Origin of the sequence: Cellulophaga geojensis KL-A (assembly GCF_000568425.1) — a bacterium.
In the GTDB taxonomy this organism is placed as follows: Bacteria; Bacteroidota; Bacteroidia; order Flavobacteriales; family Flavobacteriaceae; genus Cellulophaga; species Cellulophaga lytica.
Genome location: NZ_ARZX01000034.1, coordinates 1 through 16013, shown reverse-complemented (window position 1 = coordinate 16013; position 16013 = coordinate 1). Strand labels below are relative to the sequence as shown.

Sequence of the window (16013 nt, the reverse complement as noted above, 5' to 3'; positions counted from 1 at the left end):
GGGTGAGCTGCGCCCAAAACACTAAAACTACCAAGAATATGAACACTGCAGACCAAGACACTATTACCATACATAATGTTACAGATAAAATGTGGCAAGCTAAGCCTAAGTATAATGAGCAACCTATGTATTTACTACGCATAAACCAAGAGTATTGTACCTATGAGGTTTTGGTAAATGATTTTCCTGTAAAAGAGTATTATAGAAGTGGTAAACTGGCTACAGCCATAAAAATAAATAGAGCTATATTAAAAAGTGGTCCGCAGAAAGTTACCATACGCATGTACCCCTATGGCGATTTACTGCAACAAGAATTTGGAGAAGACCAGCCCTATATGAACACCTTAAACAAAGGAAGTTCTATGCTTGTAGAGGTTATAAAAGTGCCAGACTGGAAAAACTACACTATATCAAAAGAAGAATCTATAAAAGTGGTAAAACCAGAAGGGTATGACAACCAAGAATTTGTTGGCGCAGGCTTACCGTTTTATGAGTTTAGTTTTTCCTTTAATGCAAAAGTACCTTTTGAGTTTGAAGGCTGGAGTAATGGTATAGATTTACGGAAGGTAGACTCTACACTTTTAAAACAAAAAATAATTAGTTATTTTAAAAGCTACCAAAAAAAATACGAAGAAAAAGATGTGAATGCAATAGTAAATTTAGAATATAATAATGTTTTCAGAACCTCTTTTAGTGAATACGAGAGAAAAGATCAAATAAATGGGCTTTGGGAAGAAAATAATGAAGGGGTAAATATAAAAGATAAAGAATTTCAACCATTACAAAACTATGAGTTGGCTTTTTTTGGAGAAGGCAAAATAGCAACTTTAAAATTTGGCAGTAATATAAATACAGACTCTCGATATAGAGGTGCCTCTACTTTATATTTTACCTATAAAAATAAATCAGGAAGATTACGTGGGCGTTTTCTAGGTGTGTATTTATATATGGATAAAGACAAATACACAGGTAAAGATGAAGACATACAGTTAGAAATGATAAAATAATATGTTTAAAAAATTATTTTTTTATAGTTGGTTTTTAGTGTTTTGGAGTAGCTGCGCCTGATTAGAGCTCGTCTGTAATTACTAAATTAAACAACAGAATAAACAAAAAAAGCTACCTAGCAATTAGATAACTTTTTTTGTTTATTTAGGACTTATCTTAATCAAAAATAGACCAAGAAGATTTACCCGGTTTATCTTTTTTGATTATAGAGTCTTCACTAATTACAATATTATCTTTACGTTGCCCTATATATTCTAAGGCACTCATTTTGTTAAACAACCTATCTATTATAGATACAAATTCTCCTAAAACATCTACTGTACCTGCAATATTAATATGACTGTAATTATTGTTTAACACATCTTCAATTTTAGAGTTAAAATTAGACGGTTTAACATCTGTCCACTCAAAGTAATACTGCAGCAACTCTTCTCGCTCTTTTTCATCCATTATACTTAAAGAGGTAGAGAACTGATTTGCTAGTACTGAGATCTGCTTTGCTAAATAAATTGGAGATTCTTCGGCCACTATTTCTTTTAGGTAATATATACTTTGACCATAAAACTGATTAAAATCATTACAAAGAACAAAAGTGTTTTCTGCTAATTTATTTGTACGCTTATTATTCCTATTTTTTTTGATAATTAAAATAGCGTTTTTTCTCATTCTTATTAAAACTTGAATGAGGTCTACCCTAAATTTATCTAAAGCGTCATTATATATTATTTTTTTTACTGGAGGGATATAAGATTCATTTAAAGAAAATACTCCTTGCTCTGCATTAATTTTACCTACTACAATAAAATTACCTTCTAAAAAATGTGTATTTACCTGGTTTACTGGTATTACATCTAAAGAAATTTTTGGCATTGCATTTGGGTGGTGTAGTGGTATTACTTCTGGATCTGGCTGGCCTACTGGCACTAGCTCAAAAGGGCTTATTGAAGCTATTACGTAATATGTACGTGCTTCTGAATCTTCCGTTTCACTAAAGTTTATTATTTTTTTTGGAGTATAATCATCTCCATAAAGGCCATCATAAAATACTATTTTATACCCATTTTTTGTTATTGCATTACAAGACTTTAAACTAATAGCAATAGTATTTCCTGTATCTGAAGACAACTCTAGATCTAGAGCTCTTAAATTACTATCTATGGCCTCTAAAATACCATAATCAAAATTTTTTTGATTTGTAGTATTGTAACTTTTTATAGTCTCTATAGTGTTATAATACTGCTTAAAAAAATGATTTTCTGAGAGCTTTACTCCATCTGTCCAATTAATGGGTAAATTTTGTATTTTATTAGTTTTCATCTTCTTTTATTTTTATACGTCTAACAAAGATCGTTTGTGTATTAGTAATGTTATTTTCTGTTCCTGTTTTTTCTGCATCTAAAACACGTGTAAACAAAGGAAACTTAAACCATTTGGAGGTGTAAAAAATCCACCCCATTTCATCGCCACTTTCATCTTCAGTTTTTATAACATCTTGCGGAAACCTAACATTTTGATCTTCTATAAACCTATTAAACCATTTTCCTAAAATAACTTCTGTAGGCAATTTTACCATAAATGACGAATAGTCTTTATCTGTAGGAGATCTTTTAACTTTAACTGTTACCTGTATAAGCGTAAAAGTATCTATCTTATCCCAGTACAAGTCACTATTTGTATCATGTTCTACTCTCCAAGATTTATAAAAAGGTGGAGAAATTTTTAAAAAAGAATCTCTGGCAATCACAAAAAATATAGGTACTATAAACCATAATACAGTAGACATTGCCCATACTGAGTATGGCAAACCACTTATTTTATAAAAAATTAGATAATATACCCACGCAGATAAAATTACAATTGCAGCTATTACTATTAAAAAATAAGTTTTATCTCCACTTTTATCTATTAGGCCAAATGTGCTAAAAGCTTTAGATTTTGTATAAAAAACCATACCTATACCCAAAAACAAATACGTTAGTGCAGTAATTAACAAACCACCCCAAACAAACTCATACCCAAGCAACCCGTAAAGTGCTGGAAGTGCCAAAATTAATAACGAAACTAGTATAAAAAATATTACTTTTTTCATACGTAGCTTCTTTTTTATTTTAGAAAACTTTAGTATTAAAATTAAAAAAACCACCAATATTGGGGCTAATAAATATTTTAAAAAAAATGTAATTAATGTATCCATTTCAATTCTATTTTATATGCTTAACATTAATTAATTTAAATAAGTGTCATAACCTAAATATTTGTTGTTTAAAGTAAAGTCTAGCTTACCCGTTAAATGGTAAGTTACAAATATTTCTCTATTAGATATAATTAAAAAACTCAAAATTATTTTAACGTTATTAATGTTTTTAAGAAGTTCATTATAATCCTCTACAGACTCATTTAATAGTATACACACTGTTATGTCATCTACCTCACTTTGTACATTACCGTGTAAACCAAAATCTATGCCCAACAAACCATTTCCTAGTGTATTAAATGGTATTTTATTAAAAATTTTAGGTGTATATTTTAGTGTTACTTTTAAGTCTAAAACCTCATATATTAAATCTTCAATAACGGGCAAATTTTCTTTTAATTGTTCTGAATTACATAATTTAAAAAACAGTTTAAATAATTTTACTTTAGGTATATCTAACTTAGCATCTAAAATTTTTTGTGCTATTTTAAAAAGATTTTCACTTGCGTCATCGTCTGTTAAAAAGTTAAGATGACGATTTATTATTTTTGAACTTTCATTAAAAAGATCTGTATCAAAAGGTTGAAAAAAGTTTAAGTTTCTTAACTCTCTTCTTTTGTTTTCTTTAATTGCTTCTACCACTTCTTTATTACTCATAGACGGAGTACTAATGACCAATGGGTGAAACAAAATTTCTGGCAATTGATGATATATGCTATTTCTGCTTAAATGCAGTACTAAAAACTCTTTATACTTACTAGAAATAGACTTATACAGCGTGCTAACATCTAAAATATCTTTAGACAACGCCCTACTATTCATGCCATTGTTTTCTACAATTAGCATTTGATCTAGATCTTTATTTAAAATAAACTTTAACTCTTCATAAAATACTTCTGCTACAAAATCTGCTGTTTCATTTCTCTTTAATGCATCTATATCAAACTCTTCCTCTAACATTTATCCCAAATTAACTGTTCTTCTTTGTAATTAAGTATTATTTTGTCTCCTGCTATAATTTGTTCTGAAATAATAAATTTAGATATCACCTTTTTAATGTAGTTCCTAATAACACCTGCAATTGGCCTTGCTCCGTATTTTTTTGAATATCCTTTTTGGGCTAAGTAGCCTAAAGCCTCATCAGACAATACTAATGAAATATCTTTTTGCTCCAGTAATTGTTTTTGCAAGTTAGAAAAATGAAGCTTAAAAATGTCTTTAGCTATACTTTCATTTATAGGAGAAAAAGGAACTACCTCTGTAAGCCTACCTAAAAACTCTGGTCTAAAATTTTTACTCATTACCTCTATTAACTGGTTAGATGTTGGTATGGTTCCTTGCTCTATTTGCTCTGCAATCCATTGACTTCCTATGTTAGAGGTAAATATTATAATTGCATTAGAAAAATCTCCGCTTCTGCCTAATTTATCATGTATTACCCCTTCATCCATAATTTGAAGAAAAACATCATAAACAGAACTGTGAGCTTTTTCTATTTCATCAAAAAGAACAACAGAATATGGTTTTTGCCTAATTTTATTTACCAACATACCACCTTCTTCATACCCAACATAACCAGGAGGCGCACCATAAAGTAATGCCGCTGAGTGTTCTTCCTTAAATTCAGACATATCAAACCTAATCATAGCATTTTCATCATCAAACAACAACTCTGCTAAAGATTTTGTAAGTTCTGTTTTACCTGTTCCAGTAGGACCTAAAAAGAAAAAAGATCCAATAGGTTGTTTTGGGTTTCCTAAACCACTTCTAGATTCTATTATAGCATCTGATAATGTTTGTATTGCGTTTTGTTGCCCTTTAACTCTTTCTTGCAACTTATCTTCTATACCAAGTATTTTTTCCTTTTCTTCTGCTTGTATTTTGCCTAATGGTATACCAGATATATCTGCAACTATAGACTCTATTTCTGTAGGTTCTAATACATTTATTTTTGAAGAAGATTCTTGCTCTAGCAAACCAAGTAGTTTATGTATTTTTGCTAAACTATTTTCTATACTGTCATCATCTAACAGTGTTAAATTTTCTGCTATTTTAGATGTAAGTACTACACTTATTTTTTTATAAATAGTTTTAAAAAGTAACTCTAAATCTCCTTTTTCAACAGTTTCCCCCTCTTCTATCTGTTTTAGTGACTGTTTAAACTTTTCTATTTCTTTTTGAGCATTTTTATTACTCATTTTTACTGCAGCCAAAGTTCTATCTAACAGATCTATAGCTCCATACGGTAATTTATTTTCTTTAAAATATCTTTTAGATAGTTTTATGGTTTCTTTTAAAGCCTCATCTGAGATTTTTAAATCGTAAATACCTTGTAAACGTATTTGGTGTTTTTCTAAACATTTTAAAAGTAAAAAATGATCTAGTTCTTCTAAAAACACCATTTCTAATTTACTATTAATTGGATGTTTTTCTATATTTTTTCTGTACGCATCTGATGTTATTGTAAAAACAATATTTGTAGAACCCTCTGCTAGCTGTGAGTTTAAAATATTAGTAACCATACTAGATTTACCAGATGTGTTTTCTAATAAAATTTGAAGGTCATCTATAACTAAAACTACTTGTGTTTCTAACTTGTGTAGTTTTTCAAACAACTCTACAATTTTTTTAGAAATTTCATTCTCAGAACTACAACTAGCTAATAGTTTAGATACGTTTAAACCAAATACTAGAGTGTTTCTTATAATTTCATCTTCATTATTTGCAAGTTCAGACACAAAAGATTTTACAACTGCTGTTTTACCTACACCTGAGTCTCCTATAAGTAAAGTTCCTTTATTCTCTGATCTTTCAATATTTTCTAAAATAGACCTAACTTCTTTTTCTCTTCCTATTATTAAAGAGCCATCTGCTATTACCTTTTCTGTTTTTAAATTTACTGAAAATGGCGTGGAAGAAACCACTTGATTTTCTGCATCTGAAGCAGATAACAGGTTTAATTTTGGCACATTGTACTGGTTAAGTATATCATTTTCATTTACTCCTAAAGATTCTATTTGAGCCTTAGAGTACACTACCCCATCCCTAACTACAGCTGTAAACACACATATAGGATCTATAAAATCTGTACCTAGTTTAATTTTAGACCTTATAGCGTCTTCTAATACTATTTGTAATTCTGCGTCTTGCAGTGTTTCTTCATCATAATCTGCAGAAGGGGTATACATTTCTCTTCTAACCTCAAACCATTCTGCTATATAACTAATGTCTTTACCTAACCCTTCTAAAATTTCTTTAAGTCCTGTTGGCTCTATAAGCATAGCCATAACCAAATGTGCAACACCGTAAGATGAATGTTTTTCGTTTAATGCATTATGTTTGGCCATTTTCATAGCCGAAATTAATCCTTGACTAAAATCTAATTCTTTCATGTTAATTATTGAATTACTACGTTATACGGAATACTGCTAATTGACTTTTGCGTAAGCTCATTTTCAAAATAAACCCCTAACCTATTTAAGTCTAATGCTGATGAAAACAGTGTGCTTAGCGTAATTATAACATCTGTGGTTCTTATTATTCCTTTTTTCTTTTCTTTAGATATTTTAACTCCTGGTTTTATTTCTATGGTAGAAACGTAGTTTCCTATTTGTTGATTAATGTAACTTTTAATATCTGCAGTAGAGACTATACGTTCTTTAGTTAATAGTCCATATCTTAAACTGTCTATTTGTTCCCTCTCCTCTTTTCTAATTTTTCCGCCAATGGTTTGCGTTAGCAGTCTAGTTTTTTTTATATTAAACTCGTTGGTTGCATATTGGTTAAACCTACTGTGCTCATCAAAACCATTGCCCACTTCTGCATTTGTTATCCAGTATTCTATTTCATAATTAGTACCATTGGCATAAGGGTATGTTAATAAAAACGGATTTTGCAAAATATCTACATCTTTAATATTCTCCACTGCTTTTTGCTCTAGTAAAGCTAGTTGGCTTACTAACTCTTCTAAATAGGCTTCTAATTTTTCTGGGTTCATTGCAGTAAATGCATTACCCTCTTCCCTAATTGCTTGTATTACCTTACCAATTAACACTTTTGCACTACGGGTATCAAACTTTTCTATGTCTCCAAAATAAAGGGAATAGCTGCCATTTTTTTTATTTTCATAATCTTTTAAAATGTTTTTTAGATAATTACCATTATCATCTTGCGCAGATTTTACATTTAAAAAGTAATTTTTAGATTCACTTGGCAGCGATACTATTCGTCCGTTTTTTTTATAGTTATGTTGTTTGTAAATTCTTTTTCTGTTAACAACAGGTACTGCATTTAAATAAACGTGAAATTCTTTTAATTTTTTATAACTAAATATCTCCGGTAATTTTATTTTAACCCAAAAAAGATTTTGGTCATAATCTAAATCTCCTACTTCTTTTTTTGCAAAAGGAAATAGTTGAGACAATGACTTTTTAGTGTGAGCATTTTTACTTAGCTCTAACAAATAAAAATAATCTTTATAATAGTTATTTATTTCATTAAAATAATGAGTTTCATCTAAAGCATCTGGCTCAAAATCTTGTTTGGTGCAATTAACATTAACTCTATTTTCACCGTTAACAGACATTGCATTTAACAAAGGGTATAATGTTAAATCTTCCATTAAAATAGTAACAGACAGTTTGTCTAAACTATTTAGTTGCTCATCTGTTATTTCTATACCTAGCCACAGCGCATTATCTTCTACTCTATTGTTTGCGTCAAAAAAAGTATTGGTAATTATCTCATTATTAGTATAACTTACAATATCTGTATTAATAAGTTTATGTTTTACTTGAGCTTTATATATATTAGATTTTACCAAAGGAGTAAAAAATACGCTTAAATTATCTTTTCCGTAGCTACTAGTGTTTACATAAAAATGATTTTCTGAAGAAACAGTATAAGAATCATCATTTGGGTAAATTAGCATTAACCCATGTGCAGGCATTGGCGAAGACCATTTGCTACTCATTAATATTCTAGACAACCTATGTAGTAATTGAGTGTCTGACAATTTAATTTCCTGATACAGTTTTGCTTTTTCATACGCATAAACATCTATTAACAGGTCTATTAAAGGGTCTATATCATTTGCCTCATTTATGCCCCACAATTCCATAGAGCGTTTTAACATTCTTTTTTTTAATGTTAAAAATGTTTGGTCTCTCATATTATATTATTGTGATAAAGGGCTTATGTATATTAAGGTACTAAAATTAAAATCCATATCGTTCTCTACTAGTTTTCCCTTAACTGTAATTTGTGATTTTCTACGTATTTGTGTGTTTTCACTATTAGATAAATTATCGTCTACTTCAGATAACACAACAGCTACTTTGATATCTTTTAATCTTGCTTCATATTTAATTATTGCTTCTGTTAAAGAATTTTCAACTTGTTCTTCCCAATCTTGTATACGTACAAGCTGACTAAACTCTAGTTCCCAAATTTTTGAACCAAAATCATCTCTACCCACTACTTCTCCATATCTAGATGTTATCATCATCATAATATGCTGGGCTATAGACTCTACTTTAGAACACCTATCTGCACTTTTATTCATTAAAATTTCAGAAAAATCAATTGGCAACTTCAAATAGTTCATAAGTTTTATATCTTTGATAAGTAATATCTTACTCGTATACTTACATTTTAATTAAAACAAATATAATTTTATGTTTTAAATAAAATAAGTATATTCATATTAAAATTATAAAAAACTAGATAATATTAATAAAAAAAATAGACAATATGGCAATGTACAATTACGGCATAGGAGGTAATGAGGTTAAGCTAGATGTTAACGAATCTATAGCAGACATACCTTCTAACAGAACTTTACTTGTTCAAAAATTAACTGACGAAGCACCTGTATCTCCAGAGGCAATTCATGGACTACAAACTGTAGAAGAAGTTTTTGAAAAATTTTCTCCTTCTGTTAAACTAGAATTTCAGGATGAAAACGGAAGTGACATTAGTGAAGAAATGAAGTTTAAAAACATTGGAGATTTTGATTCTAAAAAAATAAAAGAGAATAGTGAGTTTCTAAGTAAATTAAATATTGAAAAGGAACAAAACGTAAAAATATCTCGCCAATTATCTTCTAACAGAGCTCTTTTGAAGGCCTTAGAAAACCCTGATACTAAAAACGCACTTATTCAAATTTTGGAAGAGTCTATCGCTGAAATAAAAAATGCAGAAAAATAACGATCAAAAAAACAAGTAATGGCAGAAAAAACTCAAGCTAGTAAATCTATAGCTACACAGTCTAAACAAGCAGAATCTACAGGCGTATTAGATGCAATAGATTTACTGAAAGAATTTGGAGGATTCTCGTTTTTAGAAAATGTAATTGATGGTTACACCAACCTAAACCCAAACAGAAAGGCAAGAAGAAATATTTTTTTAACTGATGACCAGTGGGAGTTAGAGCGTAAAAATTTAGTAAACAGACTTACTGTTTGGCTAGAGCTTTTAAAAAGCAATAAAAATAGCGAAGAAATGCGCGACATTGCTAAAGAGAAAGCTTTAAAAGTAGGTGAAATCTTAAATGCAAATTTAAAAGAAGCATTAAAGAGAACTAAAGAATTAGAGACTTCTTACAGATCTGTTGCTCATTTCTACAAAAACACAGAAAGTGATAAGGTCAAAAATGCTACTATTATTAACGCAAGTATGGAGCAGCTAAAGGATTTAGACAACCCTTACTTTATTGATTATATTAGCAACGAGCTAAAACAAAATTTTGACAGATTAGACCTAAGACAAAATTATTCTTTACTAGTTATTCCTGGTTATTTAGGATCTAATGCCATATTAGATAAATGGTCTAAAATTGCTTTTGAAAACAAAACCGTTTTACTAACAGATTTTCAGGATTTAGAAACACCAGATGACGTTGTAGATTTATTTTTTAACTCTGACCACACCGGAGGAGATGTTTACAAGTCTAACACACTAATGACCTGTAACTATTTATTAGGCAGAAAAAAAGATGATATTGTTGGTGAAGAAGACAACTTATACGTACCTCCTTCTACTGCTTTAGCAGGTAAAATATATAGTACTTTAATGTCTCAGGTTGTAGCTGGTAAAAAGTTTGGTGGAATTAACGAAGTAGAAAGCGTACGTTTTGACCTAAAAAAGAGTGAGATCTCTGAATTAGAAAAAATGGGATTAGTACCTATGGTTAATGAGTACAGTAAAGTAATGGCTTTTTCGGCAAAAACATTATTTAACGGAGACAATTTAGGACTACAAACTTACTCTGTAGTACGTGTTTTTGACTATATCACCAAGGTATTATTTGACTTTTTAAACAGAAGAGCTTTTGAAAACTGGACAACACGAACTGAGTCTGATTTAAGAAGCCAAATTGTTAAGTTTTTAGATAGTATACAAGGACCAACAAAACTTATAGAGAAATTTAAAGTTGTAAAAATTGAACAAGATCCTAACCAAAAAGATAGGGTTTTAATAGACATACATATTACACCTTACTTCCCTGCAAAAAGTTTTGTAATACAATTAGATGGGCACAAAGGAGATGGGCCAGAAGAAGCTGTTTGGCATAGTGAATACAACCAACAATAAGCTTTTATATAAAAAAGAATGGTCTTTAATTTTAAAAAAGACCATTCTTTACATAAATATTACTAAAATTCAAAGCATATCTTTTTTTAAAATTAACGCTTACTATGTTTATAAAAACAACCAACCCATACCCCTCTTCCCTTTACAAAACAAAATCACTAATAACTACAGAAAAACCTACAAAAAAAAGTGATTTTTATTTAAAAGTTTAAAGAAAAATTAAATATATTGCTCAAGTTTTAACTACAAAAACATAGCAACAAAAAATTAATTAATTGATTTTTAAAAACTTTAAACTAACAACAAATTATACTTAACCAAGCTATATTAATGCACACTAGTAAATTAACATAGCCCACAAAAGTGTATTTTAAAATAAAATCTTACAAAAAATGAAACACTGAATTTAACTAACAAATTGCAACACATTACCACATATTGCAATATTTAATTATGTATAAAAGTTAAATGTAAATTTTATTTTATGAAACCATTAAATCATACAAAAAGAAGAAAACAAATAGTAAAATTCTCTCTCTACTTTAGTCTTTTAATTATTGTACTATTAGTTTGCGGCTCTTTTACGCTTAATACTGCTACAAAAGGCATAACATTACTAGTTGAAAAAAAAGATAACTACGATGCTATTTTTAAAAAGCAAGCGGAGCTCAATTTTCAATTAGAAGACATTTACAAAAACCTAAGCAGTTTAAAAAACAAAAGAAGAACTTTAACAGAGCATAAAGAAATGCAAAAGTTAATTTCTGATACACGCTTAAGTTTAGAAAAAGAGATTAACATTAATAAGCATGATGCTAAAAACTACAAACTATATCAAGAGCTTTTTAACCACTTAGGGGAAATACAATCTATTATGGATGTTTACAAAAAGGAAGAAAGCAAAAGACTACACAATATAGATCAGCTAGAAAAATGTAAACAAAAATACCGAGAAATAAACTCTAACCAATTTAACTAACTATGCAACTAAATGAAAAATCATGGAGAAAAATTAGGTTTGCCTTATTTTTTTCTTGGGTAGTAGGAATTCTGTTTGTAATAATTGTAAACTTTTTTGTTTCTATCCCTGTATTAGAAAGCAAAGAAATTATGAGCGACATTAGAAATTCTGAAGAAATACTAGCTGCCCAAAATAAGTATACTACACAGGTAATAGCAATTCATGACACTATTAAAACAATAGAGTTTGATATTAACCAAGTGCAAAGAATAGACGATATAAAAAGAGATATCTATGCTTTAGAAGATATTTACAAAATAAATAACAAAAACAACAAATATCTTTTTGGACAACAATCATCAAGAATATTAAAAATTTATTTTGACATTAATGAGGCTTTAAACAAATCATTAAAGAACAATAAATTAATAGAAAAAAACCTAAATGAATGTAAAGCAAACATATAGATATGAGCAATAAAAATAAAATTATATTATTAAGCACACTGCTACTAATATCATTAGTTATCATCATTTTAAGTTTTTATCCTTTTAACTCTGATTTAAAAAATTTAGACTTTTATATTTTTGACTCTAATGATAATAGCCATTTTGAACAAAATGAAGAGTTGGACTTTTTTTTAAACGATACTTCTGCTATTAAAGATAAAAATTTGGTATGGCATTTTGGAAACGGAGACACTATTAAACGCAACTTAGATGTTAAATACAAATATAAGGAGGCCGGCAGGTATTTAATTACTGTTGATATAGATAAAAACCATACATTATCTAAATACATAAAAGTAATATCTGTAAAAGAACGTAAGGTTATAGACTCTATACCTAAACTTTTTGGACCAGATGAAGGCTACACAGGAGAAGAACTAATATTTACCTCACAAGGGCCAGGTATAGATACTTGGTATTGGGAGTTTGGAGAATCTGGCACTGTAGATGCTTATGAAAAGCAAAATGTTTACGTATACTCTGAGCCTGGTATTTATGACGTAAAACTTACCACAAACACAACAGAATTTCCTATTCACCATAGAATTAAAATTCTTCCACGTTTTGAAAAATTAGATGAAATGATAACTGTAGATTCTCTTTCACTAGCAGAAAACGACATAAAAAAACATTTACAAGCTATTGCAGATGCAGATGTAACAGACCGTAAAACGTTTAACCAACAATTTAACTACATAAAAAACAAATACACTTGTAATAATGCTAATGAAGTGGTAGTTGTGGTAAACAATAGCAAATACAATGATCTTTATAGTTATTGCCAAGGCTTGCATTATTTAGACGGCAAACGAAATAAAAAAATTAGCATCAATAGTATAGAATTAGAAACTTATAAATGCATAAAAAGAATTAATGTAACTCAAAGCATGTTAGAATGAAAAATAACCAACCAAAAAACATAGTAACATTTGCAATAACTTTTTTATCTGTAGTGCTTTTAAACACGGTATATGCACAAGTTTTTAAATATGAAAAAATTGAAAAAGTAGGCTACAATAGTTTTAACTACCCTAATGGTGATGCCAATGCCATAAAACTAAAAAAAGATAAATCTATACTCGTAGTATACTCAGACCGTAGCAACAATACATCATACACAAACAGGTATAGTCAATTTAAAAAAGGATCACAACCATTTTTAGAACCCTATATTGTAATAAACGATAAAAACGATGCTTATGAAGTTGTATTAGCAGACTCTAGTTTAATAGGAAAACCTAAAGGATTTTTCTCTTTTCTAGTAAACAGAAAACATCATTTTACAGATACAAAAGCACTTAATTATATTGGGTGGATATCTAAAAGCAATACATTAAAACATAAAAATTCACTGTTAAGTACAATTAACAATAAACCTTTAAAATACAAGGTTGGCATAAGTAAAACAGGAGGCTTTTACAAGCTAAATACGTTTTTTACAGGAGACAGTCTTTTTGTTTATCAAGATCCCTTTTTTAAAAATCCTTTAGATAAAAAATTAGTATTAAACCAAACTGTTTATCCTTACAAGTATAATGAAACAGGCAATGCGGTGTTAGTATCTAACTCACCAACAATTAATGGTGCAAAAACAAATATTATGGGCTGGGTACCTACAGAGTTAATAGCACCCATTGGTCAAGGTCACGTATACAATATTGCTTTGCAGTCTTCTAACATACCTTTAAAAGAGTGTAATAATTTGTTGTTATCTAAAGACAATATTTACGCTAGTTACCTTTACAACAATACTCTTAATAAACCTACAGAAGCAACAAACTCCTTAGCTAGCATTCCTTTTTATATTTGGAATCATAAAGAGAATAAAATTATAAATGTAAAAGGTAACAATGTATTAATTAATGATGCAAACAGATTAGAAAGAGAAAGCAAAACAATAAATTTTCACTTTATATTTAATGAAGATGAAAAAGCTAGCATTAGACCACTAATAAACTCTTTACAAAATATAGGATTATTTTTTCCGGAACATGAAGACCTAAACTTTACCTTTTCTGCAATTAGCAGAAGTAAAAACGGATCATACATATTACCTAAAACCACATCATTTACAAAATGGGTTAATTTTATTCAGAATATTGTTGAAAAAATGCCTGTTAAAGAAGGTACACATACAGAAAGCTACCTTAATTTAAGCCAAGCAATAGACGCATCATTAGCTAACAACTTTAACACTAATAAAAGTTTTGAAAACAATTTTTTTATAATTGCTGGTAGCAGTGGTAATTATAATTTAGATAAGCAAGAGCATTTAATAGAAAAAATGGCTTTATACTCATCAAAACTATTGTTTGTACAATTACAAAACCGCTCTAACGAAAGTTATCAGAACAATTTATTACTTGCCAAAGAAATTTTATCAGAAGCATCAAAAAACTATAATAATCATATAGAAAACTATATTATAGATAATAATTTAACCGTAAGCAAAAATAGCTTAATAAATTTAGAAGCAGAAAACAGCAATATATATGTTTATGACGCACCAAAAAATAGTTTATTTAATGGTGGTATTATTTTTCCTAGTATAAATAACAGCATAGAGCCTAAGGCCTTAAGCGTAGCCATAGACACTATTTTACAACGCACTTTAAACACTAATAATAAACTAATAACGTCATTAAATAACTACAAAAGTAAGCTTGGAGTACTAAAATCTAAACCATCTCCTTTCTTAAAATGTATGTTTAATTCTGATAGTTTACAAATTAACCTTGTAGACAAAAATAACCCTAATGATATTTTTTACAAAAACGTTCAGTTAAACACTGCCACCGTTAATGGTTACCAAAAAGGATATCATATGAACAAGTCAGAGATTGTTACACTTATTGAAAATTACAGAGCTCTTTTACCAAGGTTTTCTAAGTCTAAGTTAAACTCTTTAAAAGACCAGGCAACACTTTACTTTAAAACTAAAGACACTACTACGGTTACAGATATTCCTTTAAACAAAAGAAATAAAAGAGTTTTAAAAAGAAACTACAAAAAACATATTAAAGGAATAAACAAAACCTTTAAACGAAAAGTAATTAGCAGAAGAGACAATTTAACCAAACTATTCTTTTACAAAACTGGCATTAAACCAGATGCAGATTTTAATAAGTTTAAAAGCTTAAAGGTTAAAAGTACCGAAGCAAGTAAAAAAGGTTTTAATGACTTTTATATGTTAAACAGAAAAAAATTAGACCTGTTAGAAAAAATGTTTTTAGACAATAAACTTACCAAAGTTAATAAGGATAGTTATTTTATACCTGAACATTTGTTGTTGTAAGTAATTGCAACGGTTAAGTTTTACAACTCCCAATTGAAATTCTTTTGGGAGTTTACTTAAAAACACGATGACCATTTATCGTAAAAAAACAACACATTATCTTATGTACATAAACTAAAATGTTGCTAAATTTAAAAGATTTTTCCTACTGTTTTATTTTTAAAAAAATAAAGTAAACACCAATAAACACAAGTATTTGTAAGTTTTTACACTGTAAAATTATCATTAAATACAGGTTAATTTAGCGATTATTTTTTTGTAACTAAATATATTTTAATACATTAGCTTACATAAAGACAATATTTTAGAATTTTTCTCTTTTTTCCAAAATAAAATAATGTCAGTTTAAGGATTTAGGTCCAAAACTTAAATATGGAGAAAATTTCAAAAATTTAGTTTTTTGATGCTTTCTCTTTTTTTTGTACTAGTCGAAACTAGAGAAACTTTAAAATT

General features: G+C 28.8%; 13 protein-coding genes. 7 read left to right on the top strand and 6 right to left on the bottom strand.

The genetic code is table 11. The features are described from left to right. A partial coding sequence (locus KLA_RS16510) for a hypothetical protein (protein ID WP_235183586.1) occupies positions 1 to 1007 on the top strand: 1007 nt, incomplete at its 5' end. Positions 1008 to 1164: 157 nt separating this feature from the next. On the opposite strand, the gene KLA_RS16505 is transcribed toward KLA_RS16510, so the two are convergent. The 6 genes from KLA_RS16505 to KLA_RS16480 are packed head-to-tail and all read right to left on the bottom strand — an operon-like array spanning position 1165 to position 8807. Further along, entirely contained in the window at positions 1165 to 2325 is a 1161-nt protein-coding gene (locus KLA_RS16505; RefSeq protein WP_034647149.1) for a hypothetical protein, read from the bottom strand. Beyond that, on the bottom strand, positions 2315 to 3202 hold the full coding sequence (locus KLA_RS16500) for a TssN family type VI secretion system protein (protein WP_034647147.1): 888 nt from the start codon (positions 3200 to 3202) through the stop codon (positions 2315 to 2317). Before KLA_RS16500 ends, KLA_RS16505 begins: the two co-directional genes overlap by 11 nt. 30 nt (positions 3203 to 3232) lie before the next feature. Beyond that, entirely contained in the window at positions 3233 to 4162 is a 930-nt protein-coding gene (locus KLA_RS16495) for a hypothetical protein (protein ID WP_034647145.1), read from the bottom strand. Then, positions 4156 to 6594, bottom strand: a complete 2439-nt coding sequence (locus KLA_RS16490) for an AAA family ATPase (RefSeq protein WP_034647144.1) — start codon at positions 6592 to 6594, stop codon at positions 4156 to 4158. Before KLA_RS16490 ends, KLA_RS16495 begins: the two co-directional genes overlap by 7 nt. Before the next feature lie 5 nt (positions 6595 to 6599). Then, the gene (locus tag KLA_RS16485) at positions 6600 to 8372 is read right to left on the bottom strand and encodes a type VI secretion system baseplate subunit TssF (RefSeq protein ID WP_034647142.1); all 1773 of its coding nucleotides are present in this window, start codon (positions 8370 to 8372) and stop codon (positions 6600 to 6602) included. 6 nt (positions 8373 to 8378) lie between these two features. Continuing rightward, entirely contained in the window at positions 8379 to 8807 is a 429-nt protein-coding gene (locus KLA_RS16480) for a GPW/gp25 family protein (RefSeq protein ID WP_034647140.1), read from the bottom strand. A gap of 146 nt (positions 8808 to 8953) precedes the next feature. Between KLA_RS16480 and KLA_RS16475 the strand changes: the two genes are divergently transcribed. From KLA_RS16475 to tssR, 6 genes are all read left to right on the top strand, one after another. Then, positions 8954 to 9409, top strand: a complete 456-nt coding sequence (locus KLA_RS16475) for a hypothetical protein (protein WP_034647138.1) — start codon at positions 8954 to 8956, stop codon at positions 9407 to 9409. A gap of 18 nt (positions 9410 to 9427) precedes the next feature. Continuing rightward, positions 9428 to 10795, top strand: a complete 1368-nt coding sequence (locus KLA_RS16470) for a DUF5458 family protein (protein WP_034647137.1) — start codon at positions 9428 to 9430, stop codon at positions 10793 to 10795. Between the two features lie 484 nt (positions 10796 to 11279). Continuing rightward, the gene (tssO, locus tag KLA_RS16465; protein ID WP_034647135.1) at positions 11280 to 11774 is read left to right on the top strand and encodes a type VI secretion system TssO; all 495 of its coding nucleotides are present in this window, start codon (positions 11280 to 11282) and stop codon (positions 11772 to 11774) included. Between the two features lie 2 nt (positions 11775 to 11776). Then, positions 11777 to 12223 carry a type VI secretion system TssO gene (gene tssO, locus KLA_RS16460; RefSeq protein WP_034647133.1) on the top strand — a complete coding sequence of 149 codons (447 nt, stop codon included), beginning with the start codon at positions 11777 to 11779 and terminating at the stop codon, positions 12221 to 12223. A 2-nt stretch (positions 12224 to 12225) separates the two neighbouring features. Further along, entirely contained in the window at positions 12226 to 13164 is a 939-nt protein-coding gene (locus KLA_RS16455; RefSeq protein WP_034647131.1) for a PKD domain-containing protein, read from the top strand. After that, positions 13161 to 15560, top strand: coding sequence for a type VI secretion system protein TssR domain-containing protein (tssR, locus tag KLA_RS16450; protein ID WP_034647129.1), 2400 nt, complete (start codon positions 13161 to 13163; stop codon positions 15558 to 15560). The genes KLA_RS16455 and tssR overlap by 4 nt, the downstream gene beginning before the upstream one ends. The last annotated feature ends 453 nt before the right edge of the window (positions 15561 to 16013 follow it).

What these genes read in the sequence shown, in the direction of transcription:
- KLA_RS16505 (WP_034647149.1), bottom strand. Translation starts at nt 2,325, where the DNA reads ATGAAAACTAATAAAATACAAAATTTACCCATTAATTGGACAGATGGA.
- KLA_RS16500 (WP_034647147.1), bottom strand. Translation starts at nt 3,202, where the DNA reads ATGGATACATTAATTACATTTTTTTTAAAATATTTATTAGCCCCAATA.
- KLA_RS16495 (WP_034647145.1), bottom strand. Translation starts at nt 4,162, where the DNA reads ATGTTAGAGGAAGAGTTTGATATAGATGCATTAAAGAGAAATGAAACA.
- KLA_RS16490 (WP_034647144.1), bottom strand. Translation starts at nt 6,594, where the DNA reads ATGAAAGAATTAGATTTTAGTCAAGGATTAATTTCGGCTATGAAAATG.
- KLA_RS16485 (WP_034647142.1), bottom strand. Translation starts at nt 8,372, where the DNA reads ATGAGAGACCAAACATTTTTAACATTAAAAAAAAGAATGTTAAAACGC.
- KLA_RS16480 (WP_034647140.1), bottom strand. Translation starts at nt 8,807, where the DNA reads ATGAACTATTTGAAGTTGCCAATTGATTTTTCTGAAATTTTAATGAAT.
- KLA_RS16475 (WP_034647138.1), top strand. Translation starts at nt 8,954, where the DNA reads ATGGCAATGTACAATTACGGCATAGGAGGTAATGAGGTTAAGCTAGAT.
- KLA_RS16470 (WP_034647137.1), top strand. Translation starts at nt 9,428, where the DNA reads ATGGCAGAAAAAACTCAAGCTAGTAAATCTATAGCTACACAGTCTAAA.
- tssO (WP_034647135.1), top strand. Translation starts at nt 11,280, where the DNA reads ATGAAACCATTAAATCATACAAAAAGAAGAAAACAAATAGTAAAATTC.
- tssO (WP_034647133.1), top strand. Translation starts at nt 11,777, where the DNA reads ATGCAACTAAATGAAAAATCATGGAGAAAAATTAGGTTTGCCTTATTT.
- KLA_RS16455 (WP_034647131.1), top strand. Translation starts at nt 12,226, where the DNA reads ATGAGCAATAAAAATAAAATTATATTATTAAGCACACTGCTACTAATA.
- tssR (WP_034647129.1), top strand. Translation starts at nt 13,161, where the DNA reads ATGAAAAATAACCAACCAAAAAACATAGTAACATTTGCAATAACTTTT.